Origin of the sequence: Rahnella sp. BIGb0603 (assembly GCF_024808755.1) — a bacterium.
Taxonomy (GTDB): Bacteria; Pseudomonadota; Gammaproteobacteria; order Enterobacterales; family Enterobacteriaceae; genus Rahnella; species Rahnella contaminans.
Map to the genome: position 1 here is coordinate 923,154 of NZ_JANUEX010000001.1, position 25,022 is coordinate 948,175.

The following is a 25,022-nucleotide window of genomic DNA, read 5'->3' on the forward strand; positions in this document are numbered from 1 at the left end:
AAAAATAGGGACACCTCACAGGTAAAGTTATGCAAAAAGCAGTATTAATTACCGGTTGCTCCAGCGGAATAGGGCTGGTTGCCGCCCAAGATTTACGGGCTCGCGGCTACCGGGTGCTGGCCGCCTGCCGTAAAAGTGCAGATATCGACACGCTCAGCCAACTCGGTTTTGAAACTATTGCGCTCGATCTTGATGACAAACACAGCGTAGAGCTTGCCGCCGCGGAGGTTATCGCGCTGACCGGCAATCGTCTTTACGGCCTGTTCAACAATGCCGGATACGGTGTTTACGGCCCGCTGAACACCATCAGCCGCGAGCAGTTTGAGCAACAATTTTCCACCAATTTGTTCGGCACGCATCAGTTGACGCAGCTATTACTGCCCGCAATGTTGCCGCACGGCGAAGGCCGCATTATTCAGACCAGCTCGGTGATGGGGCTGGTGACGACGCCGGGCCGCGGAACCTATGCCGCCAGCAAATTCGCGCTCGAAGCCTGGTCAGATACGTTACGCATGGAGTTACACGGCACGGGCATTCAGGTGAGCCTGATTGAACCCGGCCCGCTGAGCAGCAACTTTACGGCTAACGTGAATCAGTCACAGGCCGACCGGCCGGTCGAAAACCCGGGGATCGCGCGGCGTTTTACGCTGCCGCCGGAGGCCGTTTTGCCGAAATTGCACCATGCTTTAGAAAACCCGAAGGCGCGTCTGCGGTATCCGGTTACGCTGGTCGCCCATGTGCTCACTGTGCTGAAACGCCTTTTACCTTCGCGTTTGCTGGACAAAATATTGCGCGGAAACAGCTAAGTAAACACAGCCGGGGGTTGAAGCCGTAAAACCTGCCCCCATCTGGTATTTAATGCTTTAAATGACTTTGAGCCTTAGCGCGAGAGAGACAGAATTCATGCTTGCACAACCTACTGTTATCGATATCAACGAAACCAATCTGCATCAGACGCTGGAACAATCCATGTCGGTGCCGGTGATGTTCTACTTTTGGTCTGAGCGCAGCCAGCATTGCCTGCAACTGGGGCCAATTCTCGACAAACTGGCGGCGGAATATGCCGGTCAGCTGGTTCTGGCGAAAGTGGACTGCGATGCCGAGCAGATGATTGCCCAGCAGTTTGGCCTGCGTTCTATCCCGGCGGTTTACCTGTTCAAAGATGGCCAGCCGGTGGATGGTTTCCAGGGGCCGCAGCCGGAAGAAGTGATCCGCGAACTGCTGCAGAAAGTCCTGCCGAAAGAAGAAGAGCTGAAACTGGCTCAGGCGCAGGAACTGATACAAGAAGGTAACTTCGCCGATGCCCTTCCGCTGCTGAAAGATGCATGGCAAGTGAGCAACTACCGCAGTGATATCGGGATGACGCTGGCGGAAGTTCAGATTCAGTTGAATCGTTCCGACGACGCGGAAGCCGTGCTGGCCACCATTCCCTTGCAGGATAAAGATTCCCGTTATCAGGGGCTGATTGCTCAGATTGAACTACTGAAACAGGCGGCTGACACCCCTGAAATTCAGCTGCTGCAACAGGAATTACAGCAGGATCCTGACAACGCCGAGCTGGTGGTTAAACTCAGCCTGCAACTGCATCAGGTCGGGCGTAACGAAGAAGCGCTGGAACTGCTGATGGCTCCGCTAAAAAAAGATTTAGGTGCGGCAAACGGCGCGGCACGCAAAACGCTGATGGATATCATGGCGGCACTCGGCACCGGCGACGCGCTGGCGGCTAAATATCGTCGCCAGTTATATTCCCTGCTGTACTGATTCACGCTAAAAATTTCTTACGCGCGTCGGGCATTCCCCCCTTCCTGACGTGCGTTTTTTTTCGCCTTTTTCCCTGCCTTTTATCCCCTGAACTATCCTTTATTAATACGACGCGTAAGTTATTTGTGCGACAATTGCGCACGCGCCTGACTTTCGGGGAGTGCGCCAGGGACATGTTTTTACTCGAATATTCCGCCGGAATATTCAGGACACAGTTTTACAGGAGTTTCATACTATGTTTGACCTCATTCCCATTCCTATCCTTATTCTGATCGTACTGGCGCTGCTGGTGGTTTACGCCGGGATCAAAATCGTGCCACAGGGCTACCAGTGGACCGTAGAGCGCTTTGGCCGTTATACCAAAACCCTGATGCCGGGGCTGAACCTGGTTGTGCCATTTGTTGACCGCATTGGCCGCAAAATCAATATGATGGAACAGGTTCTGGATATCCCCTCTCAGGAAGTGATTTCCCGCGATAACGCCAATGTCGCCATCGACGCTGTGTGTTTTATCCAGGTTATTGATCCGGCGCGTGCCGCCTATGAAGTCAGCAATCTGGAACAGGCGATCGTGAACCTGACCATGACCAACTTCCGTACCGTGCTGGGTTCGATGGAGCTCGACGAAATGCTGTCACAACGCGACAACATCAACGCACGTTTGCTGCATATCGTCGATGAAGCCACCAATCCATGGGGCGTGAAAATTACGCGTATCGAAATCCGTGATGTGCGTCCACCGGCTGAACTGATTTCTGCGATGAACGCACAGATGAAAGCGGAACGTACAAAACGTGCCGACATTCTGGAAGCCGAAGGCGTTCGTCAGTCCGCCATCCTGCGTGCGGAAGGTGAAAAACAGTCGCAGATCCTTAAAGCCGAAGGTGAGCGTCAGTCGGCGTTCCTGCAAGCTGAAGCCCGCGAACGTGCGGCAGAAGCGGAAGCGCAGGCCACCAAAATGGTCTCTGAAGCGATTGCTGCCGGGGATGTTCAGGCCATTAACTACTTCGTGGCACAGAAATATACCGATGCGCTGACCAAAATAGGCTCGGCGAACAACAGCAAAGTCATCATGATGCCGCTGGATGCCACCAGCCTGATGGGCTCAATTGGCGGGATTGCAGAGCTGCTGAAAGAAACCAAAGGCGGCAAATAATGCTTCGCGATTTCATGGCAAGTCCGCATGTGTTCTGGCTGTCTTTGGGCGGCCTGTTGCTGGCGGCAGAGCTGGTAGGAGCAAGTGGTTACTTACTGTGGAGTGGCGTAGCGGCGGCGCTGGTCGGGCTGGTGACGTGGATTTTACCGCTGCCGTGGGAATGGCAGGGCGTGGCCTTTGCCCTTCTGACCATTATCGCCGCCTGGCTGTGGTGGAAATGGCTGAATCAGCGCACGGACAAAACCAGCGGTAATTCGGCGCTGAACCAGCGCGGACAGCAGTTAGTAGGTACTTACGCCACCGTGCTCGAACCGCTGAAAAATCAGTATACGCGGGTACAAATCGGCGACAGCAGCTGGCGGGCGTCCTGCGCTTCGCCGCTGGAAGTCGGTGATAAAGTGGTAATTACCGGCGTCGAGGGCGCGACGCTGCGCGTAGAACGCCCTGCGCAGTAACGCCTGACGTTAGTGTTTGTGGCAACAGCCAGAAAGATTATCGATTATCGGGCAGTCTGCGCCGTCATCGCCGGGGCAGGATTCCGCCAGCGTCAGCAGGCGCTGGCGCATCAGCTGAAGTTCTTCAATGTGCCGCTCAATTTCGGCGGCCTTTTCTAAAGTGCGTGCTTTCACATCTGCACTGTGGCGATCCGGATTATGGAATAACGCCACTAACTCCTGACACTCTTCCAGCGTAAACCCCACCTGCCGCGCCTGACGAAGCAACGTCAGTTCTTCGATATGTTTTTGTGCATAGCGGCGGTATCCGTTCTCGCTCCGCGCCGGTGCCGTCACCAGCCCTTTCTCTTCGTAAAAACGAATCGCCTTGCTGGTCAGCCCGGTTTTTTTCGCCACATCACTGATATTCATTTCGCCTCCGCGTCGCCGTGTTTTTGCACTTTATCTGAACAGTATACGTGTTTACGGTTTTACGAAAATCCTCAACTGTAATGCACGGCCTGTTTTTTGGTGCGCATCAGCAACCACATGGGCAGCGGCAACGTCACGATAAGCAGGATCCACAGCAGCGAGTAAACCGACGTCACGCCGTCGTTTTGCAGGTTGATAAACATTTTGACCGGAATACCCTGTGGGAAATAACAGAACACCATGACAATGCCGAATTCACCAATCGCCCGAACCCAGGCAATGGCGATCCCGGCGGCAATTCCGCGTGAGGCCAGCGGCAACGTGAGCCGGATAAGCACCTGAAAAGGCCGTGCGCCCAGCGTCTGCGCAGCCTCTTCGACATCGCGCGGCACCGCTTCAAGTGCACCGCGCGCCGAAAGAATGAAATAAGGCAGCGCCCCATAAATCTGCGCCAGCACAAACGCGGGCGCATTGTTATTGAGCGTCATACCGATGGCAGAAAGGGTTTCACCGACCGAACCGTAAGGCCCGTAAACCGACACCAGCAAAATCCCCATCGCCAGCGGAGGCGTCAGCAGCGGGATCAGCACCAGCACTTCCACCAAAGTGCGCCAGCGTGAGGTCGTTTTTGCCAGCCAGAACGCGACCGGCAGCCCGAGCAGAATAATCAGGCCGACCGATATCAGACTCAGGCCGAGCGACACCACCACCGCATGGCTGTCGCCGTAAGCCAGATGAAAATCTGACCACGGCGTCAGGAAAAGCAGCGTGACAAAAGGCACCATCAGCAGTGCCAGCGCGGGAACCGCCATTCCTGACGCACGCAACTTAAAGGTTTCCGCCTTTAGGTTTGTCGTAGCCGTTTTGTTCAAACAGCTTCTGACCTTTGGCGCTTTGCAGGTAAGTGATAAATTCTTTCGCCAGTTTCGGATGCGGCGCGTTGTTCAGCACCACCGCGTAGAAGACCAGCGGCTGCGTGCTCAGCGTTTTCTCTTTGCCGGTGGAATCTTTCACGTTGAAAGTCACCTTGCTGTACCAGTCTTTCGACATCTGCGGATTGCTCAGGTTAATTTCATCCGGCAGTTTGATGTACGGCAGGTGCGCGGAAATCGTGGCACTTTCGTAGCCCGACGCGGCATCAACCTGACCGGCTTCCAGACGGGTCAGAAGACCGCCCTCGCCCGAAATCTGCTTCGGATTCTGTACATCGCCCAGCACGGCTTTTTCCAGACCCGGCTGTTTGTAGTAATTTTCGGCCAGCATCATGGTGAAAATAATGTTCTGACCCTGAGGATCGCTGACCGGATCGGTACGGCCGAACTGTAATCCGGGAGTTTGGAGCACTTTCCACCACGGCTCAGCGCCCGCTTTGCCTTCCTTTATCGCGGCAAATTTTTCGGCATATTTGCCTTTCGGATTATAAGCAATGACCATGCTGGTGCTGGCCACCGGGATTGCCTGCCCGGCCATGCCCGCTTTTTGCAGGATCTCAACCGGCCCCGGCGTTATCGAAACGAACACATCCGCCACGACTTTTTTCGACGCCAGCAAGTTCGCCATGCCGTAAGCGCCCTGCCCCTGGCCCTGATAATTGACCTTGTTCTGCTTCGCAAAATCCGGCCCCAGATATTTGTCCATTACCACGCCCATCGAACCGGCGTAGGTGACGCGAAAATCGTCAGCGGCTTGTGAAGCCTGCGCCGCCATCAGTCCTGCCATCAGCAGAAGTGTTGTCTGCATTTTTGCCATTGAAAATCCCCTTACCCTTCATCGTTATATAATTTTGGAGATAACGATAAGCCAATCTGCAAGGGAATTTCTAAATAAAGTGTAAATGAGAGAAAAATGAAAAATACCGGTAAGGCGAAACCGTTGCTTGACCTTCCCCTTGCTGGAAGGTTTATCCTCTGTTCTTAGTGAAAGTTAACCCGAGGAAAACCACTATGACCACCACCGTATTATCTCTGCAAGGCCTGTCCTGCGGGCATTGTGTGGCTTCAACGCGTAAAGCGCTCGAAGCGGTTGACGGCACCACCGCCGTTGAAGTTTCTCTGGATAAAGCCATTGTGAAAGGCGACGCCAGCAGCCAGAGCCTGATCGACGCCGTCGTAAATGCCGGATATGAAGCACAACTGGTGGAAGACGCGTCCCCAAAATCTGAGCCGCTGACCGATAAGGCGAGTGTTTTGCCGGAACCCCTGTCAGCGGCCGCGTCACCTGTTCCGGCTGAAAACCACATTCTTCAAACCTCAGCCTCTGATGACAGCGTGCAGCTGTTGCTCAGCGGTATGAGCTGCGCCAGCTGTGTCAGTAAAGTGCAGCGGGCGCTGGAAGGCGTGAACGGCGTCGAACGTGCGCGGGTCAATCTGGCGGAACGCAGTGCGCTGGTCAGCGGTGATGCTGACCAGAATGCCCTGATTGCGGCGGTTGAACGCGCGGGTTACGGCGCTGAAATCATTATTGATGAAACCAGACGCCGCGAGCGCCAGCAGCAAACGGCGCGCAGCAGCATGATCCGTTTCAGTTGGCAGGCGGCGGTCGGGCTGGCGGCGGGTATCCCGCTGATGTTGTGGGGATTGCTGGGCGGCGAAATGATGGTCACCGCCAGCAACCAGACCGGCTGGCTGATTGTCGGCCTGCTGACGCTGCTGATCATGATTGTCGCAGGCGGCCACTTCTACCGCAGCGCGTGGAAAAGCCTGATGCACGGCAGCGCCAATATGGACACGCTGGTATCACTTGGTACCGGTGCGGCGTGGATATTTTCCATTTCTGTCAGCCTCTGGCCGGATGCCTTTCCGATGCAGGCGCGGCATCTTTATTACGAAGCCAGCGTGATGATCATCGGCCTGATTAACCTCGGCCATGCGCTGGAACAACGCGGGCGTCAGCGCTCGTCACAAGCTCTGGAACGCCTGCTGGATCTCACGCCGCCGACGGCGCGCGTGGTGACTCCGGAAGGCGAAAAAACGCTGCCGCTGGCCGATGTGCAGCAAGGTATGACGCTGCGCCTGACCACCGGCGACCGCGTTCCGGTTGACGGCGAAATTCAGAGCGGCGAAGCGTGGATGGATGAAGCGATGCTGACCGGCGAACCTGTCCCGCAACAAAAATCTCAGGGCGAAAAAGTGCATGCTGGTACGCTGGTCAGAGACGGCAGCGTATTGTTCCGCGCGGATGCGATTGGCAGCCAGACCACGCTTTCTCGCATCATCAAACTGGTGCGGGAAGCGCAAAGCAGCAAACCGGAAATCGGCAAACTGGCGGATAAAATCTCGTCCGTCTTCGTACCCGTCGTGGTGCTGATTGCCCTGTTCAGCGGTGCCATCTGGTATTTCTTCGGCCCGCAGCCGCAGCTGATGTACACGCTGGTGATCGTCACCACGGTGCTGATCATCGCCTGCCCTTGCGCACTGGGGCTCGCAACGCCGATGTCGATTACCGCCGGTGTCGGGCGCGCCGCTGAGTTGGGCGTGCTGGTTCGTGATGCCGATGCCCTGCAAAAAGCCAGTACGCTTTCGACGCTGGTTTTCGATAAAACCGGGACGCTGACAGAAGGCCAGCCGAAAGTGACGGATATTCACACCTTCGGCGGTGTCAGTGAACAGCAGGCGCTGCGCTTTGCCGCCGCGCTGGAACAGGGCTCGCACCACCCGCTCGCGCAGGCGATTGTCGATAAAGCGGAGGGTCTGGCGATACCTGACGTGCAGAATTTCCGCACGCTCGGCGGGCTGGGCCTGCGCGGTGAAGCAGAAGGCAAAACGCTGCTGCTGGGGAATCAGGCGCTGATGCAGGAAAACGGCGTCGATACACAGCAGACCGATGCGCTGCTGGAAGCGATGTCTGAGCAAGGTGCAACGCCGGTGCTTCTGGCGGCAGACGGTGAAATTGCCGCGCTGTTCGCCCTGCGGGATCCGCTGCGCAGTGACAGCATTGCCGCGCTGCAACGCCTGCATCAGCTGGGTTATCAGCTGGTGATGCTGACCGGCGATAATCCGCGCACGGCACAAGCTATTGCCGCGCAGGCAGGCATCGATACGGTGATTGCCGGTGTTCGTCCGGAAGGAAAAGCCGAGGCGATTAAAGCGTTGCAGGCCAAAGGCCAGCAGGTTGCGATGATTGGCGATGGCATTAACGATGCGCCCGCACTGGCGCAGGCAGATGTCGGGATTGCAATGGGCGGCGGCAGCGATGTGGCGATTGAAACGGCGGCCATCACGCTGATGCGGCCAAGCCTGAACGGCGTTGCCGATGCACTGGCCATGTCACAGGCCACGCTGCGCAATATGAAGCAGAACCTGTTAGGCGCGTTTGTGTATAACGTGATTGGCATTCCGGTTGCCGCAGGCGTGCTCTACCCGCTGACCGGCACATTGCTCAGCCCGGTTGTCGCAGGCGCGGCGATGGCGTTGTCTTCCATTACCGTTGTCACTAACGCAAACCGCCTCTTACGCTTTACCCCGAAAAAACAAGACGTTTCCTCTGTTCGCTAAAACGCTGACGCGTTAGCATGGTCTCTCATTTTTCGGGAGACCATGCGATATGGCACAGTTTTTCAACCAGGCTTTCAGCTGGCTACGCAGGCTGTTTCCTGTCGAGTATTCATATCCTGCCATGGATATCCGGCTTCCCGGCAACCGCTCGCTGCATCTGGTCGGCAGCATTCATATGGGCACGCAGGATATGCAACCGCTGCCCGCGGCTTTGTTACGCCGCCTGCAAAAAGCCGATGCCCTGATTGTCGAAGCCGATATCAGCGGAACAGAATCCCCTTTCAGCATGTCCGGCGAATTTCCGCCTCTGGCCGATCGTCTGACCGAATCCGAATATCTCCACGTTGAGCGCTTATGCGAAGAGCTTGGCGTTTCAATGTGGACGCTGAACCCGCTTCCTTCCTGGCAGGTCGCGCTGATGTTGCAGGCAACACAGGCACAGCGTCTGGGATTGCGCGGGGATTACGGCATCGACTATCAGTTGTTGCAATCGGCAAAGCAGCAAAACACGCGGGTCATCGAACTTGAAGGGCCGCAGGAACAGTTTGAACTGTTGCAGCAACTGCCCGACGGCGGCAGAGCGCTGCTCGAAGATACGCTGACACACTGGCACACCAACGCCCGATTACTGCAAACGATGATCAGCTGGTGGCTTGATGCCAAACCGGGGCTGGCGATTGAACAGCTGCCGAATACGTTCAGCAACGATCTCTACGATATTCTGATGAATCAGCGCAATGTGCGCTGGAAAAAACAGCTTTCCGAACTTCCGCCGGGAAATTACGTGGTCGCCGTAGGGGCGCTGCATTTGTATGGTGAAGGGAATCTGCCGGAATTGCTGAAAGGATAAAAAAATGGCCGGTTTTTAAGGCCGGCCAGTCAAAGAGGAATTTCATTTTTTTGTTATAGCTTCAGTACCGGCCTTTTCAGGCACAGCACCGGCGCGCACAGGGTAGCAACCTGTAGCGGGTCTTGGCAATAACCATTCATTGCTCTACTATTTCCCCTCCGCGTAATAAAGATACTTTGTTGTTAAATTTCATCAGATTGAGCTGATGACGTTTTTTCGAACAAAAAACAAAATAAGGAGACAGGTATGACCCCTGCCGTATTGCTCCTGGAAAAAAATAAAGTCAGTTTTACCCTTCACCCGTATGAACACAGCAGCGACGAAACCAACTTTGGCGACGAGGCGGTGAAAAAGCTCGGGCTGGATGCGCGTCAGGTCTACAAAACATTGCTGGTTTCACTGAATGGCGATCCCAAAAATCTCGCCGTTGCCGTCACGCCGGTGGCCTCAATGCTGGATCTGAAGAAAGTCGCCAAAGCGCTCGGCGCCAAAAAAGCCGACATGGCCGATCCCGTCATCGCACAGCGCGTCACCGGTTATCTGGTGGGTGGCATCAGCCCTCTGGGGCAGAAAAAGCTGCTGCCGACGGTGATCGATAGCCCGGCGCAGACTTTCTCTACCATTTATGTTTCAGGTGGTAAACGCGGGCTTGATCTTGAACTTGCGGCAGGCGATCTTTGCCGCTTACTGAAAGGCCAGTTTGCTGAGATAGCAAAAGCCGACTGACCGGATCGACTGATTACCTACACGCATTTCCTATATGCACAAATAAGACAGGTTCATCTGCTATGACCGACAATACGGCCACGCCAGACAGCCCGCAGAAAGACGCAGTCAAAAAGACTGCGTTTTCTATTCTGGCGGCGATCAGCGTTTCTCATCTGCTCAATGACATGATTCAGTCGCTGATTCTGGCGATCTATCCGTTGCTGCAAAACGAATTCTCACTCAGCTTTACCCAGATTGGCCTGATCACGCTGACGTATCAGATTACCGCGTCGCTGCTACAACCGCTGATTGGTTATTACACCGATAAACATCCGCAGCCATATTCGTTGCCTGTCGGCATGGGCTTTACGCTGTCTGGTTTGCTTTTGCTAGCCGTGGCGCAAAGTTTCCCGGTGGTGCTGCTGGCCGCCGCGCTGGTCGGTACAGGTTCGTCGGTGTTCCATCCTGAATCGTCCAGCGTGGCGCGTATGGCTTCCGGCGGACGTCACGGGCTGGCGCAATCGCTGTTCCAGGTCGGCGGGAATTTCGGGGCATCGCTTGGCCCGTTGCTGGCGGCGTTAATCATCGCGCCCTACGGTAAAGGCAACGTCGCGTGGTTCTCGCTGGCGGCGCTGCTCGGCATTGTCGTTCTGCTGCAAATCAGTAAGTGGTATCGCCAGCAGCATCTGATGGCGAAAAAGCGCGGACCGGTGAAAAATACCGTGACCGTGTTGCCGCGTAAAACTGTGGCGATGTCGTTGGGGATTTTACTGGTGCTGGTGTTCTCGAAGTATTTTTACCTGACCAGCCTGAGCAGTTACTACACCTTCTATCTGATTCATAAATTTGGTGTTTCCGTACAGAATGCGCAAATCCATCTGTTCGTTTTCCTGTTTGCCGTGGCAGCCGGAACCATTATCGGCGGTCCGGTTGGGGATAAGATTGGGCGCAAATACGTCATATGGGCGTCAATTCTCGGCGTCGCGCCATTTACCCTGCTTTTGCCACACGCCAATCTGATGTGGACCAGCGTTCTCAGCGTCATTATCGGCGTGATTCTGGCCTCGGCGTTTTCGGCAATTCTGGTGTTTGCCCAGGAACTGATGCCGGGAAAAGTCGGTATGGTTTCGGGGCTATTCTTTGGCCTGGCGTTCGGCATGGGCGGCCTTGGCGCTGCGGTGCTGGGCTATGTGGCGGACAGAACCAGCATCGAGCTGGTTTATCAAATTTGTGCCTTCCTGCCATTGCTGGGGATACTGACGGCATTCCTGCCAAATATTGAACGTAAACAAGCCTGAAGCATTCCCTTCCACTGCCGATAATGATTTATCGGCAGCAAAAAAAGCCGTTGCCTCTTGAGATTCGCCCGCGAAAACCCATTTAAATCTCCCGTTCGAATTTTTTTTTCGGTCTGTCGTGCATTTAGCGCAAAAAAGGCCAAAAAATACCAACGCGTGAACGATTTTTACCATAAACTTAGAAACAATCTGCAACACATTTGTGCCATGCATAACCAGAAGGAGACTGAATGCATCATTCTACGCCTCTCATCACTACCATCGTCGGCGGTCTGGTACTCGCTTTCCTGTTAGGAATGCTCGCCAACCGCCTGCGAATATCCCCTCTGGTTGGCTATCTCGCCGCAGGCGTGCTGGCCGGTCCTTTTACACCGGGCTTTGTTGCTGATACTTCACTTGCACCGGAGCTGGCCGAAATCGGCGTGATATTGCTGATGTTTGGCGTCGGTTTGCATTTTTCCATGAAAGATTTACTCGCGGTAAAGTCGATAGCCATTCCCGGCGCTGTAGCGCAAATCGCGGTAGCGACGCTGCTTGGGATGGGTTTATCGCGTTTACTCGGCTGGGACATGGCGACCGGGCTGGTGTTTGGCCTCTGCCTGTCCACCGCCAGTACCGTAGTTCTGCTGCGTGCGCTGGAAGAACGGCAACTCATTGAAAGTCAGCGCGGGCAAATCGCCATCGGCTGGCTGATTGTCGAAGATCTGGTGATGGTACTGACGCTGGTTTTGTTACCAGCATTCAGCAGCATGCTCGAAAGCAACCACGCCAGCATTACCGGCCTGCTGACTGAACTGGCGATTACTATCGGCAAAGTCATTGCCTTTATGGTGCTGATGATGGTTGTCGGCCGCCGCGTGGTGCCCTGGATCCTGGCAAAAACCGCCAGCACCGGTTCACGCGAGCTGTTCACGCTGTCGGTTCTGGCACTGGCACTGGGCATCGCCTACGGCGCGGTAGAATTCTTCGACGTGTCGTTTGCACTGGGCGCGTTCTTCGCCGGGATGGTGCTGAACGAATCCGAACTCAGCCAGCGCGCCGCGCACGATACGTTACCGCTGCGTGATGCTTTCGCCGTGCTGTTCTTTGTGTCGGTCGGCATGTTGTTTGACCCGATGATTCTGGTGCGCGAACCGCTGACAGTCGTCGCTACGCTGGCGATTATTGTGTTCGGCAAGTCGATTGCCGCCTTCTTACTGGTGAAGATGTTCGGGCATTCGCGGCGCACGGCGCTGACGATTTCAGTCAGTCTCGCGCAGATTGGTGAATTCGCCTTTATCCTCGCCGGTCTGGGTATTTCGCTGGGGCTGCTGTCTGAGCATGGCCGCAATCTGGTTCTGGCGGGCGCAATCTTATCGATTATGTTTAACCCGCTGCTGTTCAGTTTGCTGGAAAAATATCTGGAAAAAACCGAGACCATCGAAGATCAGAGCGTTGAAGAAGCGGTGGAAGACGAAAAACAGATCCCGTTTGATCTGTGCAATCACGCCCTGCTGGTCGGTTATGGCCGCGTGGGAAGCCTGCTTGGCGAGAAGCTTCAGGCTGCCGGTATTCCGCTGGTGGTGATTGAAAATTCGCGTCCGCGCGTCGAAGCATTGCGCGATCAGGGAATAAGCACGGTGCTGGGGAATGCCGCCAATCAGGAAATTATGGATCTGGCGCGTCTTGACTGTGCCCGCTGGCTGCTGGTGACGATTCCGAACGGTTATGAAGCCGGTGAAATCGTCGCATCAGCCCGCGCAAAACGGCCCAATATTGAGATCATCGCCCGTGCGCACTATGACGATGAAGTCACCTACATCATGGAGCGCGGCGCGGACCGTGTGGTGATGGGCGAGCGTGAAATCGCCAACAGCATGATCGATATGCTGCAAATAGACACCCTGACCGAAGACCAGAAACGGCCATTTTGCCCCATCTGATTCTTTCTGAATGCCGGGCGCAGTACTTTTGCTGCGCCCGTCCCCTTCCCGCACAAATTTCCCTTTAACTTGCGCAACATAAAAAGAACCAAATCAGATCGTTTCGCGGTATCCTCTTTTTATGCCAAAAATTGACCGGTACTGCGATGTTGCTATCCCATCTGGAAACGTTGAACATTTTGAGCACGCCGGTCTGGGTTGTCTCATTACATAACCAGCAAATTCTTTTCGCCAATACAGCGGCCAGAAAACTTGCGGGTAACAGTTTGCTTGGTCCCCTGCGCAACGGTCAGTTTTCGGCCCGGTCTTTGCAATCCCTCGAGTCCTATCTGCCACATCTGAAAAAAGGCGATCAGGTGATTGAAATCTGGACCATCCACAAAGAAGGCCGTGCCTTCCCTCTGAGCTGTCGTCTTTCTCTGGCACAGTTTGGCTTGCAGGAACAGGTCATCGTGTTCGAAGGCACGCATACCTCTGCGGCCAATGTTCCGGCACCCGGTTCATTCCTGAGCGAAGCCCGACCTTACCGCCGTGATCAGAGCGGTTTCTATGAACGATTTTTCCAGACCAACACCGCGCCGATGCTGCTGATTGACCCGGACAATAACGGGCAAATTGTGGATGCAAATCTGGCGGCGACACGATTCTACGGCTATTCACGCGATGAAATGTGCATGAGACACACATGGGAAATTAATGCGATGGGGCAGGATGTATTACCCGTGATGCATGAAATCGCGCGTTTGCCCGGCGGGCATAAGCCGCTGACGTTTATGCACAAACTGGCAGACGGCAATCTGCGTCATGTGCAGACCTATGCCGGCCCGGTGGACGTGGATGGCGTGCGGCTGATGCTGTGCATCATTCATGATATTACCGAGCAAAAGCGCCTTGAGCAGGAGCTGGAACACGCGGCGCTCCGTGATCCGCTGACCGGGCTGGGCAACCGCCGCCAGTTTATGCAGTTGGTGGAAAACGAGCGGACGCAAAACCCGCAGCGAACGCATAATTTCAGTCTGATGCTGGTGGATGCCGATCACTTCAAGACGATTAATGATCAGCACGGTCATAACAAAGGCGATGATGCGCTGGTAATGCTGGCGCGAACGCTGGAAACGGGGATCCGCGAAAGCGATACTGTGTTTCGCTGGGGTGGCGAGGAGTTTCTGATTTTGCTGCCGCTGACCGGCCTGGAAGGCGCATTACATGTCGCTGAGACGCTGCGCTTAGCCGTGGAAGGATTTACGCACAATGATTTACCTGCAATGACCGTGAGCGTCGGCGTGGTGCAGTATGAAACGGGGGAAGACTTCACCCGGCTGTTTAAACGTGTGGATGACGCGTTATATCGCGCGAAAACGTCAGGCAGGAATCAGGTTCAGGCGGGCTGAAAAAAAGGGCGGAGGTTCAAATCCCCCCGCCCTTTTCACTTCCCGTTCCCGGCCACGTTTATCGTTCCCAGTAACTTTCTTCCAGACTGTCTTCACGTTCCGGCAATCCTCGCGTCAGACGCGGAGAATGCTGATTCAGTACCTGATAGCTGACGCGGTTGGCATATTTGCACACCTGCGCCAGCGAGGAATACGTCAGATAATCACGGGCGTGTTTGCTGGAATTCGGCACAGAAGTACGGTGGAAACCGTTAGCCGCAATGTCATGCAGCAGCGCAGACAGCGCGCCATCGCCCGCCCCGTTGGTATTCATGATTTTTTCCGGCCCGCCCATATACGGCGCGATATGCGAATAAATTTTCATTGGCTGCTGGCAGCAGTCGCGGCGCATTGCGCGGCTGAATTCATACTGGTTGAATTCAGCAATCGCGCCCGGCAGCAGCGGATGCTGCGTGGTGCGCTTGAATTCCTCTTCGGTATAACTCGCCATAAATAAGCCGTTCGGTCCGGCGGTACACAGCACCAGATCCACCCACTCCAGAGCCTTGTCGGCGGCCATCAGCGGGTCTTTCAGACCGGTCAGTGCGAAACCCTCGTCTTCGTTCATCGCCAGAATCGAAACGTGATCACGCAGGAAATCACGCCAGGCCTGAGGATCATCGGCAATGACGTATTGCGTACCGAGCGTTAAGACCACCGGCACCTGATGTTTTTTCGCGTATTCAATCGCCTGCATCGTAGCTTCCGGCATCGGTTCGCCGGGTTTGCTGCGCAACAGATAGGACGTCAGCAGCAGCGCGGACGCCCCGGCAATGACCTCTTCCGGCACGCTTGAGGCGTGCAGTTCGTTCATTTTGCCCGGACTGATGGCAAACGTACGCTCGCCGGTATCGCTTATCAGCGTGAAGCAGCGGCCAATTGCGCCATCCACGCCTTGCAGGTAATTGAGATCAACACGGCTGGAGGTGTTACAAAGATACCGGTAGGCGTAATCGCCAATCTTCACGTTGCTGCACATCACGCCGAGCAGGACGGAACGGTCATCGGCCAGCACGGAGTAGTTGTGCAAGGTATTGCCGACGGTACCGCCCGCAAACTGATGAGAAATGAGATCATGACTTCTCAGTTCCTGATAAAGCGCTTCCGACATTTCATCATTCAGAATGTTGGATTCGCCGGGCGTCAGCCCGTAGCGGGCCACAAAACTTTCATCAACGCGCGCTTCAATATCGACCATGGTCTGGTCGATACCCACGATATAAGACGCGCCGCCTTCGGATTCCGGCTGCATCTCCTGCAACATGGAGTCACGCAATAAGGGGTCACGTGCGCTGACCGGAAAATAGTGTTTAGACTTACGTTTACCAGGAAATTTCATTCATTGTTCTCGGGAAATTCAAAAAGCTCAGGCTTCAGTCAGAAGTGCTGAGTGACCAGCTGTTGCAGCAAATCGATATGCTCGGGCTGGTCGTTTAAGGCGTCAATATATTCGAAGCGCTCGCCGCCTGCATGAATAAAAATCTCACGGTTCTCTTCTTTGATTTCTTCCAGCGTCTCCAGACAGTCCGCCGCAAAGCCCGGGCAGATAATCTGAATGTGCTTAACGCCCTGAGCCGGAAGGCCTTTCAGCGTTTCATCGGTATACGGCGTCAGCCAGGGTTCGCGGCCAAAGCGCGACTGGAACGTCAGCATAATTTTGCCGGCGGGAAGTTGCAGCGCCTCGGTCAGCGCCTGCGCCGTTTCATGGCAGCGTTTTTCATAATCATCGCCTTCCGCTACAAAACGTTTCGGTATCCCGTGGAAGGACAATACCAGACGATCCGGTTCACCATGCTGAGCAAATGAACGTTCGATGCTGGCTTTCAGCGCAGAAATGTACGCCGGATGCGTGGCGTAATCGCGGATAAAGCTCAGGGAAGGCAGGCGACGCTGGGATTTCAGCACACGCGCCACGCCGTCAAAAACGGCCGCGCTGGTGGAACAGGAATATTGCGGGTACAGCGGCAGAACCACCATTTTCGTTACGCCCTGCGCCAGCAATTTTTCAATCGGCTCTTTCATGCCCGGCTTGCCATAACTCATCGCCAGTTCCACCGGCGTCCCCGGCAGACGCTCTGCCAGTGCCTTTTGCTGACGGCGGCTGAACACCATCAGAGGCGAACCTTCTTCCATCCAGACCGCTTTATACAGTTTAGAAACGCGCGGAGAGCGCAGGGGCAAAATCACGAAATTCAGAATAGGCCACCACAGCAGACGTGGGGTATCCACAACGCGGATATCACTCAAAAACTCAGCCAGATATTTTTTAACGGCCTGCGGAGTTGGTGCTTCCGGTGTCCCGAGATTGACCAGAAGGACACCGAATTTGGTCTGCGTCATGCGGAATTTCCTAAATTGAAGGCCCTGAAGCCAGTGTGAAAAGATGGGCGCCGCCGTTTAACTGAGACATGGCAAAGTGGCGCACGTCATTGTAGCGAAAACAAAGACAATCGGAACAACGGCAATAGCTATCAATGCGAATTGTTATTAATTACCCGTCATACTTCGGGTTGCAGAAAAACAAACGGGGCGACCGAAGTCACCCCGTGATAGTGCAGAACTTGCGAGAATTAGCCTAAAATTTTAGCCAGTTCATCACGTACTGCGGAAACTTGCTGTGTGCCGTCAATTTTGACGTATTTGGTGTTACCCGCTTCTGCTTCTTTGCTGTAGTAGGAAATCAGCGGCTCAGTCAGCTCATGGTATTCCACCAGACGTTTACGCACGGTTTCTTCCTGATCGTCTTTACGGATGATCAGTTCTTCGCCAGTGACATCGTCTTTGCCTTCAACTTTCGGCGGGTTGTACTGGATGTGATACACGCGGCCAGAGCCCGGGTGTACACGACGGCCAACGATACGGTCAACGATCAGTTCATCCGGCACATCGAATTCCAGCACGTAATCCACGCTGATGCCTGCGTCTTTCATGGCGTCAGCCTGCGGGATCGTGCGCGGGAAACCGTCTAACAGGAAACCGTTGCGGCAATCTTCCTGCTGAATACGTTCTTTCACCAGTGCGATAACCAGTTCATCGGTCACCAGTTTACCGGCATCCATAATCTCTTTTGCTTTCTTGCCGAGCTCACTTCCGGCCTTCACAGCGGCGCGCAACATATCACCGGTAGAAATCTGAGGAATACCAAATTTCTCCATGATGAATTGAGCCTGAGTACCCTTACCTGCGCCCGGAGCGCCCAGCAGAATGATACGCATTGCGTAAATCCCCTTGCATGTAATTATTATGAATCTCGAAAACCGGTCAACCATACCATTCTGAGCACTTTTGCTCAAGGAACAACCCCTGCGGGCACCGGGTTAACGCAACGGAAAACGCAGCGCCCATAAAAAAAGGGCCTCGTTTTCACGATGCCCTTTTCAGTGTTATTTCAGCCAATTATGCCTGCAACAGCGTATTCATGCGGCGGATAAACAGGTTTGGATCTTCCAGCGTACCGCGCTCAGCAAACAGCGCCTGATCCAGCAGCAGTTCAATCCATTCGCTGAACTGGTCTTCGTCAGCCACATCCGACGCGCGTTTCACCAGCGCGTGTTCCGGGTTCAGCTCAAAGATGTATTTCACTTCCGGCGCGTCCTGACCGGCAGCGGCGAACAGTTTTGCCATCTGCGTGGTCATTTCATCGGCACCGGTGGTGACGATAGCTGGCGTGTCGGTCAGACGGTGCGTCAGACGCACTTCTTTCACGCGATCGCCCAGCAGCGTTTTCACACGTTCAACGAACGGCTCCAGCGCTTTCTCAGCTTCTTTCTGCTCTTCGCTTTCGTCAGCCAGTTTGTCGAGCGTGTCGTCGGCTTTGCTGACGGACTGGAAGGTTTTGCCATCGAACTCAGTCAGATAGCTCATCATCCATTCGTCGATGCGGTCAGACAGCAGCAGAACTTCAATGCCTTTTTTGCGGAACAGTTCCAGGTGCGGGCTGCTCTTAGCGGCGGCATAGCTGTCAGCGGTGATGTAATAAATCTTGTCCTGACCTTCCACCATGTTCGCCACATACTCTTCCAGCGACAGTGTTTGCGCGCTGTTGTCATTGCGGGTGCTGGCGAAACGCAGCAGTTTGGCGATCGCTTCTTTGTTCGCGCCGTCTTCTGCCGGGCCTTCTTTCAATACCAGACCAAACTGTTTCCAGAATTGCAGGTATTTTTCGTTGTCGTCTTTGGCCAGTTTTTCCAGCATTTGCAGAACACGCTTGGTCAGCGCGCTGCGCAGGTTCTGGGTAATACGGCTGTCCTGAAGGATTTCACGCGAAACGTTCAGCGGCAGATCGTTGGAATCTATCAGGCCCCGCACGAAACGCAGGTAGTTCGGCATGAACTGCTCGGCTTCGTCCATGATGAACACGCGCTGAACATAGAGTTTCAGGCCGTGTTTGTGATCACGGTTCCACATGTCCCACGGTGCCTGCGAAGGGATGTACAACAGGCTGGTGTATTCCTGTTTACCTTCAACGCGGTTATGGCTCCAGCTCAGCGGATCGCTGAAGTCATGGGAAATGTGTTTGTAGAATTCTTTATATTCTTCATCGGTGACTTCGGCTTTACCACGGGTCCACAAAGCCTGCGCTTTGTTGATTTGCTCCCAGGTCACGGTGCCGTCTTCTTCGTTGCGGGTTTCGACTTCAACCGGCAGCGCAATGTGGTCGGAATATTTGCTGATGATGGAGCGCACGCGCCAGTCATCCAGGAACTCGTCCTGATCTTCACGCAGGTGCAGGGTAATTTCGGTCCCGCGATCGGCTTTTTCGATGTCTGCCAGGGTGTACTCGCCTTCACCGGCGGATTCCCAGAACACGCCTTCATCAGCGCTGGCGCCCGCCGCACGGGTACGCACGGTCACTTTGTCTGCCACGATGAAGGCAGAGTAGAAGCCCACACCAAACTGGCCGATCAGCTGGCTGTCTTTAGCCTGTTCTGAACCGACAGATTGCAGGAAAGCCTTGGTGCCGGATTTCGCGATAGTCCCGAGGTTGTCGATGACTTCATCGCGGGTCATCCCGATGCCGTTATCGCTCAGCGTCAGGGTGCGTTTTTCTTTATCAAACGCCAGACGCACATGCAGCTCGCCGTCGCCTTCATACAGTTCAGGCGTAGACAGCGCACGGAAGCGCAGTTTGTCAGCGGCATCGGAAGCGTTAGAGATTAACTCGCGCAGGAAAATTTCTTTGTTTGAATACAGAGAATGGATCATCAGATGAAGCAGTTGTTTTACTTCAGACTGGAACCCGCGTGTCTCTTGTCCTTTCATACTCATCAAATTACCTCAATCCAGATACTGTTAGTGACCAAATCAGACGTTGAGGAGTAAGTGGGGTTATGGACCGGGGTTTTCAAGCATAAGGAAAAATTTTTAAGAAGAAATGCAGAGGGATAGCAGAAATTAAGCCGGGGCAGCAAGGTGCGCCCGGCGATAACAGTCAGAACCGGAAGGGATTGCGTCCGGCGAGGGAATGCGACAGCGTGGTGCCGTCAACCATATCCAGTTCGCCGCCGACCGGCACACCGTGCGCGATACGGCTCGCCAGCACGCCATACTGGCCGCACATTTCTGCGATGTAGTTAGCGGTCGCTTCACCTTCAACCGTCGGGTTAGTCGCCAGAATCACTTCCTGAATGTTTTCACTCTCAAGACGCTCTTCCAGACGGCCTAAACCAATATCGTCCGGCCCGATGCCATCCAGCGGTGACAGGTGGCCCATCAGCACAAAATAGCGACCGGAAAACTGACCGGTTTGTTCTATCGCGTGAATGTCCGCCGGGCTTTCGACCACGCAAATCTGGCCGTTCTCTTTACGCCGTGGATTGGCGCAAATCGTACAGATTTCCTGCTCGGTAAAAGTACGGCAATCGGCACAGTGACCGATTTCAGACATGGCGCGCGTTAAAGACTGCGCCAGCCGCATTCCGCCGCTGCGATCACGTTGCAGCAGCTGGAATGCCATACGCTGCGCTGACTTCGGGCCAACGCCCGGCAGGCAACGCAACGCCTCCATTAAAGATTCAAGGAGAGGGCTGGTTTGCATCAGAATGGCATCTTAAAGCCTGGTGGCAATTGCATGCCGCCAGACACCGCTGCCATTTTTTCTTTCTGAGTTTCGTCGATACGACGAGCCGCATCGTTGAACGCCGCAGCGATCAGATCTTCCAGCATGTCTTTATCGTCTTCCAGCAGGCTTGGATCGATTTCAACGCGACGCACGTTGTGCGCACCGTTGATGGTGATTTTCACCAGGCCAGCGCCTGATTCACCGGTGACTTCCAGCTGAGCGATTTCCGCCTGAGCTTGTTGCATTTTTTCCTGCATTTGCTGGGCCTGTTTCATCAGGTTACCAATGCCGCCTTTTCCAAACATAGTCTTCTCTCTCAGCAATGGCCGCGTCACAACCGCGGCGTTTAAATAGGGCGAATACTTTCTTCATCCAGCTCTGCATCGAAGAAACGACGCAAAGTCTGAATGTTGTTATCCGCAATAATAGACTGACGCGCCTGCGCCAGCTTTTCTTCATAAATGGCCTGACGCCATTCCAGCGGCGTTTTCACCGCCAGATTATCATCTTCCACTACGGTCAGTTCAACCGGAGTCTGATGCAGTGCCGATAAGGCATCCGACAGTACTTTCTGCGCCGACGGTGAATTCAGGTGCTTTTGCGATGAACGCAGATGCAGGCAAATTTTGCCCGGCTCGGGTTGCTCACAAAATGCATTCAGTGCCAGCTGTTGTACCAGTTTTGGCATTGGCATCTGGCTAATCTGAGCGGCCCAGGCGTCACGTTCAATAGCTTCTTCGGCGAGACGCGAAGCCAGTTCCGGCGATTTTTCATGTTCCAGCGCGGCACGTAATGCTTTTGGCGTGGCGACCGGTTCCGGCGCTTCTTCCGGTTCGTTCTGCGCAACCCAGCGGTACGCCTCTTCTTTTACCGGCGCAGCGGGTTCTTTCTTCACGCTGGCCATTGTCTGCGCACGTTCAGTCACCGAAGCGAGGCGCTCCAGTGCTGAATTTGCCGGCCGCGCTTTTCCTGGCGCTGCCGGCTCAGCTTTTTTTGGGGTGGTACTCCCCTGCCTGAGCAACTGAGTTCGCGCCTGCAAAAGCTGGGCGGTGGTGTCCGGCATCTGCGCCGGTTCCGCATTGCCCTGCGACGGCGGTGACGAATAATTCTGTGGAGCTTGCGGAGCCTGAGGCGCGTTGTACGGCGCGGCGGACTGCGCCGGTGCCTGTGGTGGAACGTACGCAGGAGCCGCCACCGGCACCGGCGCCGGTTCTGCAATAATCACTTTCGGATGGAAGGCCAGCGCGCGCAGCAACGTCATTTCAACGCCCATGCGTTTGTCCGGCGCATACGCCAGCTCTTTGCGGCCAATCAGTAATGTCTGGTAGTAAAGCTGGACGTCGGCTGGTGGAATCACCCGCGCCAGCTCACGCAAACGTTGTTCGATCGCGGCGTAATGGTTGTCGAGGACGGAAGGTAACAGCTGAACCATCGCAATGCGGTGCAGTAATGCCAGCGTTTCCACCAGCAGATTTTCCCAGTCCACGCCACGCGATGCGGCCTGTTCCACCTGCGCCATCATCTGGCCGCCGTCCGCACTGACCAGCGCTTCAAGCATGGCCAGCGGTTGTTCGTCGTCAAGCGTACCGAGCATCTGCGCTACGGTTTCTGTCGTCACCGCGCCCTGCCCCATGGCGATGGCCTGGTCGGTAAGGCTCAGCGCATCACGCATACTGCCGTCCGCCGCGCGAGAAAGCAGTTGAAGCGCACGCGGTTCAGTCGTGATGGTTTCTTCAGTTAAAACGTGTTCGAGCTGTTTGCGGATCTGTTCAGCGTCCAGCGCCTTCAGATGGAACTGCAAACAACGCGATAAAATAGTGACCGGTAATTTTTGCGGATCGGTGGTCGCCAGCAGGAATTTCACGTGCTCCGGCGGCTCTTCGAGCGTCTTCAACAGCGCATTAAAGCTGTGGCGCGAGAGCATGTGGACTTCGTCAATCAGGTAAACCTTGAAGCGGCCACGAGCCGGTGCGTATTGCACGTTATCCAGCAATTCGCGGGTATCTTCAACTTTGGTGCGGGAAGCGGCGTCGATTTCGATCAGGTCAACAAAACGGCCCTGCTCGATTTCGCGGCAGTTTTCACAAACGCCACAAGGTGTGGACGTGATGCCCGTTTCGCAGTTGAGCCCTTTCGCCAGCAAGCGGGCAATAGTGGTTTTCCCCACGCCGCGGGTACCGGAAAACAGGTAAGCGTGATGGATGCGCCCGAGCGACAGGCCATTAGCCAGTGCGGTCAGCACATGTTCCTGTCCGACGACGTCGGCAAAAGTTTGGGGGCGCCACTTACGGGCAAGAACCTGATAGCTCATTAATACCGGGAAAGTCAGGGGATCATGAAGGCAATGCTATCACAGCCTCGCCTGAGCAGGCGAGGCTTGTCTGGATCAATGCCCGTCGAAAGAAACCAGGCTGTAGCAGTTGATGCTTAAATCGTTGAGGCGTTTTTCACCGCCGAGTTCCGGCAGGTTGATGATGAACGCGGCGTCGGTTACTTCCCCACCCAGACGGCGGATCAGTTTCGCGGTGGCTTCAATCGTGCCACCTGTTGCCAGCAAATCGTCGATCACCAGAATTTTTTCGCCAGGCTGAATAGCATCAACGTGGATTTCAAGGCTGTCAGTACCGTATTCAAGATCATACGTTTCGCTGATAGTTTTACGCGGTAATTTACCTGGCTTGCGAACGGGGACAAAACCCACGCCCAGAACCAGGGCAACCGGTGCGCCAAACAGGAAACCCCGTGCTTCGGTGCCGACCACTTTGGTCACACCGGCGTCGCGGTAACGATCGGCCAGTAACTGAATGCTTGCAGCATAAGCTTTCGGGTCTTCCAGCAAGCTGGTGACGTCACGGAACAGTATGCCTGGCTTAGGATAGTCAGGGATGGTCTTAATACTGTCTTTAATAAACTGTAGCTGCTGTGCGGTAGCGGTCATAATGTTAATTGCCTGATAAAGCTGCTGTTCATACTTAAACGCGGGCGGTCAAATGTCCCCCGTCACGCTCATATAAAGCATGCCGTTTAAGGAAGGAAATTGGGAGCGCACCGACGTACGAGATGCCCAAATCTATGCAAAGCTGCTTTAAAAAGCAACCCGCAGCCGGACATGATCACCTTTTTTATTGCTCAAGGTCAACCACTGGTAATCGCCACATCATGATCAGCAACATAAACATCATGCAGACCAATAAAATACGCACCCATAATAGCGGGACAAAATAAATCGAAATGGCGAAAGTCACTGCGATCAGGATCACTGCTTTGGGTTTTGCCCCTTTTGGCAACGCACGATGTTGCTGCCAGTGGCGAAGGTAACCGCCAAACCATGAACGATAGAGTAACCACTGGTGGAAGCGTGGCGATGATCGGGCGAAACACCAGGCGGCGAGCAGCAAAAAAGGCGTCGTTGGTAGCAACGGTAAGACGACACCCAGTGTGGCCAGCACGACACATACCCAGCCACCGATAATCAACAGAACACGTTTCATGGAGAGGTTAAGGTTTTAGAATGAGGAAAGATGTGTCCCAGTGTAAACAAGTGTGAGATTGCTGTCATATCCGGGTGAGACTTGTATCGCCGGGGGTTACAGGTAAGCTAGGCGCGTCATCCAAGGAGAGTCGCCGTGAGCACAGAACGAATTTTACATGTCCTTGATCAGCAGATAGAAACGCTGGCGCGGGAAATTGAGCCGATTGGCCACGTTTCGGCTTCTCAGGCGCGCTTTGATGTCGCCCTGTTTTCAACCAAAGGCACCCGTCTGCGGGATTATCTGGCTGAAATAAAAATCAATTTGCAGCAACTGAATCAGGAAGTTGTCGAAAAGCGTTCAGCGCAGGTGGCTTTTATTGCCGAACGACTGGTGGCGCAAATTACCGCCATGCAGCGCGAACTGGCGACGCAAACATTGCGGAAAACGCACCAGACGCCGGAACGCAAAAGCCATGATAACTATACGCGACTGGCGGAAACTCAGCAGTTTGAGCGCCGTCTGGTGGCAATGATTGAAGACCGGGAAACGACGCTCGGACAACTGGCTACTTTCGCCGATCAGCAGCGGGTACAGAAAGAACTGGCTGCACTGGAAGGCCGTCTGATGCGTTGTCGTCAGGCGCTGGCTAAAATTGAGAGACAAATCGAGCGTCAGGAAAAAGGTTTTTGAATCTTTATCACATTTTTTGAATCCGGCATTCAGAGCCCGCCTTTTCTTATCTATAATGATAAGTCCAAAACCTGCTTCTAATAATGTTGGCTAATATGTCAGTAGAAAATGCGCCCCCCGAACTTCAGCTTGCTGTCGATCTGATTTACCTGCTTGAGTGCAATGAAATTGCGCCCGAGACGGCTCTTGCAGCACTGGAAATCGTTCAGCGTGATTATCAGGAAAAGCTGAAAAACAGCAAAAACACGCTTTCTATCAGTTATCTCTAAGCCGTCCGCCCGGCTGCCTGTTTCAGGGGAATCCGTCGCTTTCCC

The 25,022-nt window shown here is 54.5% G+C and carries 24 protein-coding genes and 1 other annotated feature; of the genes, 12 read left to right on the forward strand and 12 right to left on the reverse strand.

Going from position 1 to position 25,022, the window contains the following annotated elements:
* Positions 1 to 29: 29 nt before the first annotated feature.
* The 4 genes from M2403_RS04425 to M2403_RS04440 all read left to right on the forward strand — a co-directional run bounded on the left by M2403_RS04425 (position 30) and on the right by M2403_RS04440 (position 3,372).
* Positions 30 to 806 carry an SDR family oxidoreductase gene (locus tag M2403_RS04425; protein ID WP_217153241.1) on the forward strand — a complete coding sequence of 259 codons (777 nt, stop codon included), beginning with the start codon at positions 30 to 32 and terminating at the stop codon, positions 804 to 806.
* A 97-nt stretch (positions 807 to 903) separates the two neighbouring features.
* A complete protein-coding gene (locus M2403_RS04430) occupies positions 904 to 1,761 on the forward strand; it encodes a co-chaperone YbbN (RefSeq protein WP_152327916.1) in 858 nt (285 codons plus the stop codon).
* Between the two features lie 235 nt (positions 1,762 to 1,996).
* Complete coding sequence (locus M2403_RS04435) at positions 1,997 to 2,917, forward strand: SPFH domain-containing protein (protein ID WP_152327915.1); 921 nt, start codon at positions 1,997 to 1,999, stop codon at positions 2,915 to 2,917.
* Positions 2,917 to 3,372 carry an NfeD family protein gene (locus M2403_RS04440; protein ID WP_101075535.1) on the forward strand — a complete coding sequence of 152 codons (456 nt, stop codon included), beginning with the start codon at positions 2,917 to 2,919 and terminating at the stop codon, positions 3,370 to 3,372. Before M2403_RS04435 ends, M2403_RS04440 begins: the two co-directional genes overlap by 1 nt.
* A gap of 9 nt (positions 3,373 to 3,381) precedes the next feature.
* Here M2403_RS04440 and cueR read toward each other — a convergent pair whose 3' ends face one another.
* The 3 genes from cueR to M2403_RS04455 all read right to left on the reverse strand — a co-directional run bounded on the left by cueR (position 3,382) and on the right by M2403_RS04455 (position 5,532).
* On the reverse strand, positions 3,382 to 3,783 hold the full coding sequence (gene cueR / locus M2403_RS04445) for a Cu(I)-responsive transcriptional regulator (protein WP_152327913.1): 402 nt from the start codon (positions 3,781 to 3,783) through the stop codon (positions 3,382 to 3,384).
* Positions 3,784 to 3,854: 71 nt separating this feature from the next.
* Positions 3,855 to 4,595 (reverse strand): molybdenum ABC transporter permease, encoded by a 741-nt coding sequence (locus M2403_RS04450; protein ID WP_259228661.1) that lies wholly within the window; start codon positions 4,593 to 4,595, stop codon positions 3,855 to 3,857.
* 16 nt (positions 4,596 to 4,611) lie between these two features.
* A complete protein-coding gene (locus M2403_RS04455; RefSeq protein WP_208949908.1) occupies positions 4,612 to 5,532 on the reverse strand; it encodes an extracellular solute-binding protein in 921 nt (306 codons plus the stop codon).
* A 194-nt stretch (positions 5,533 to 5,726) separates the two neighbouring features.
* Between M2403_RS04455 and copA the strand changes: the two genes are divergently transcribed.
* From copA to M2403_RS04485, 6 genes are all read left to right on the forward strand, one after another.
* The gene (gene copA, locus M2403_RS04460) at positions 5,727 to 8,276 is read left to right on the forward strand and encodes a copper-exporting P-type ATPase CopA (protein ID WP_259228605.1); all 2,550 of its coding nucleotides are present in this window, start codon (positions 5,727 to 5,729) and stop codon (positions 8,274 to 8,276) included.
* 49 nt (positions 8,277 to 8,325) lie between these two features.
* Positions 8,326 to 9,126 (forward strand): TraB/GumN family protein, encoded by an 801-nt coding sequence (locus M2403_RS04465; RefSeq protein ID WP_152327909.1) that lies wholly within the window; start codon positions 8,326 to 8,328, stop codon positions 9,124 to 9,126.
* Positions 9,127 to 9,372: 246 nt separating this feature from the next.
* Complete coding sequence (gene ybaK / locus M2403_RS04470) at positions 9,373 to 9,852, forward strand: Cys-tRNA(Pro)/Cys-tRNA(Cys) deacylase YbaK (RefSeq protein WP_152327908.1); 480 nt, start codon at positions 9,373 to 9,375, stop codon at positions 9,850 to 9,852.
* A gap of 62 nt (positions 9,853 to 9,914) precedes the next feature.
* On the forward strand, positions 9,915 to 11,132 hold the full coding sequence (locus M2403_RS04475) for an MFS transporter (RefSeq protein ID WP_259228606.1): 1,218 nt from the start codon (positions 9,915 to 9,917) through the stop codon (positions 11,130 to 11,132).
* A 230-nt stretch (positions 11,133 to 11,362) separates the two neighbouring features.
* Complete coding sequence (gene ybaL / locus M2403_RS04480) at positions 11,363 to 13,054, forward strand: YbaL family putative K(+) efflux transporter (protein WP_165059330.1); 1,692 nt, start codon at positions 11,363 to 11,365, stop codon at positions 13,052 to 13,054.
* Between the two features lie 146 nt (positions 13,055 to 13,200).
* Entirely contained in the window at positions 13,201 to 14,445 is a 1,245-nt protein-coding gene (locus M2403_RS04485; protein WP_259228607.1) for a sensor domain-containing diguanylate cyclase, read from the forward strand.
* 58 nt (positions 14,446 to 14,503) lie between these two features.
* On the opposite strand, the gene M2403_RS04490 is transcribed toward M2403_RS04485, so the two are convergent.
* From M2403_RS04490 to M2403_RS04530, 9 genes are all read right to left on the reverse strand, one after another.
* Positions 14,504 to 15,823 (reverse strand): inosine/guanosine kinase, encoded by a 1,320-nt coding sequence (locus tag M2403_RS04490; RefSeq protein ID WP_259228608.1) that lies wholly within the window; start codon positions 15,821 to 15,823, stop codon positions 14,504 to 14,506.
* 38 nt (positions 15,824 to 15,861) lie between these two features.
* Positions 15,862 to 16,824: a ferrochelatase gene (gene hemH / locus M2403_RS04495; protein ID WP_152327903.1), complete on the reverse strand. Its 963-nt coding sequence runs from the start codon at positions 16,822 to 16,824 to the stop codon at positions 15,862 to 15,864.
* Positions 16,825 to 17,054: 230 nt separating this feature from the next.
* Positions 17,055 to 17,699, reverse strand: coding sequence for an adenylate kinase (gene adk, locus M2403_RS04500; RefSeq protein ID WP_152327902.1), 645 nt, complete (start codon positions 17,697 to 17,699; stop codon positions 17,055 to 17,057).
* Between the two features lie 181 nt (positions 17,700 to 17,880).
* The gene (gene htpG / locus M2403_RS04505; protein WP_165059721.1) at positions 17,881 to 19,746 is read right to left on the reverse strand and encodes a molecular chaperone HtpG; all 1,866 of its coding nucleotides are present in this window, start codon (positions 19,744 to 19,746) and stop codon (positions 17,881 to 17,883) included.
* A 169-nt stretch (positions 19,747 to 19,915) separates the two neighbouring features.
* A complete protein-coding gene (gene recR, locus M2403_RS04510) occupies positions 19,916 to 20,521 on the reverse strand; it encodes a recombination mediator RecR (protein WP_095924987.1) in 606 nt (201 codons plus the stop codon).
* Positions 20,521 to 20,850 (reverse strand): YbaB/EbfC family nucleoid-associated protein, encoded by a 330-nt coding sequence (locus M2403_RS04515; RefSeq protein ID WP_013576599.1) that lies wholly within the window; start codon positions 20,848 to 20,850, stop codon positions 20,521 to 20,523. Before M2403_RS04515 ends, recR begins: the two co-directional genes overlap by 1 nt.
* 41 nt (positions 20,851 to 20,891) lie before the next feature.
* The gene (dnaX, locus tag M2403_RS04520) at positions 20,892 to 22,856 is read right to left on the reverse strand and encodes a DNA polymerase III subunit gamma/tau (protein ID WP_165059326.1); all 1,965 of its coding nucleotides are present in this window, start codon (positions 22,854 to 22,856) and stop codon (positions 20,892 to 20,894) included.
* Positions 21,495 to 21,559, reverse strand: a sequence feature (DnaX frameshifting element). It overlaps the preceding gene by 65 nt.
* A 75-nt stretch (positions 22,857 to 22,931) precedes the next feature.
* Positions 22,932 to 23,483, reverse strand: a complete 552-nt coding sequence (gene apt, locus M2403_RS04525) for an adenine phosphoribosyltransferase (RefSeq protein ID WP_152327899.1) — start codon at positions 23,481 to 23,483, stop codon at positions 22,932 to 22,934.
* Positions 23,484 to 23,667: 184 nt separating this feature from the next.
* A complete protein-coding gene (locus M2403_RS04530; protein WP_152327898.1) occupies positions 23,668 to 24,036 on the reverse strand; it encodes a DUF454 family protein in 369 nt (122 codons plus the stop codon).
* 135 nt (positions 24,037 to 24,171) lie between these two features.
* On the opposite strand from M2403_RS04530, the gene priC reads away from it, so the two are divergent.
* Positions 24,172 to 24,708, forward strand: coding sequence for a primosomal replication protein PriC (gene priC, locus M2403_RS04535; RefSeq protein WP_152327897.1), 537 nt, complete (start codon positions 24,172 to 24,174; stop codon positions 24,706 to 24,708).
* Between the two features lie 95 nt (positions 24,709 to 24,803).
* The gene (rsmS, locus tag M2403_RS04540) at positions 24,804 to 24,977 is read left to right on the forward strand and encodes a pleiotropic regulatory protein RsmS (protein ID WP_101075801.1); all 174 of its coding nucleotides are present in this window, start codon (positions 24,804 to 24,806) and stop codon (positions 24,975 to 24,977) included.
* Positions 24,978 to 25,022: the final 45 nt, after the last annotated feature.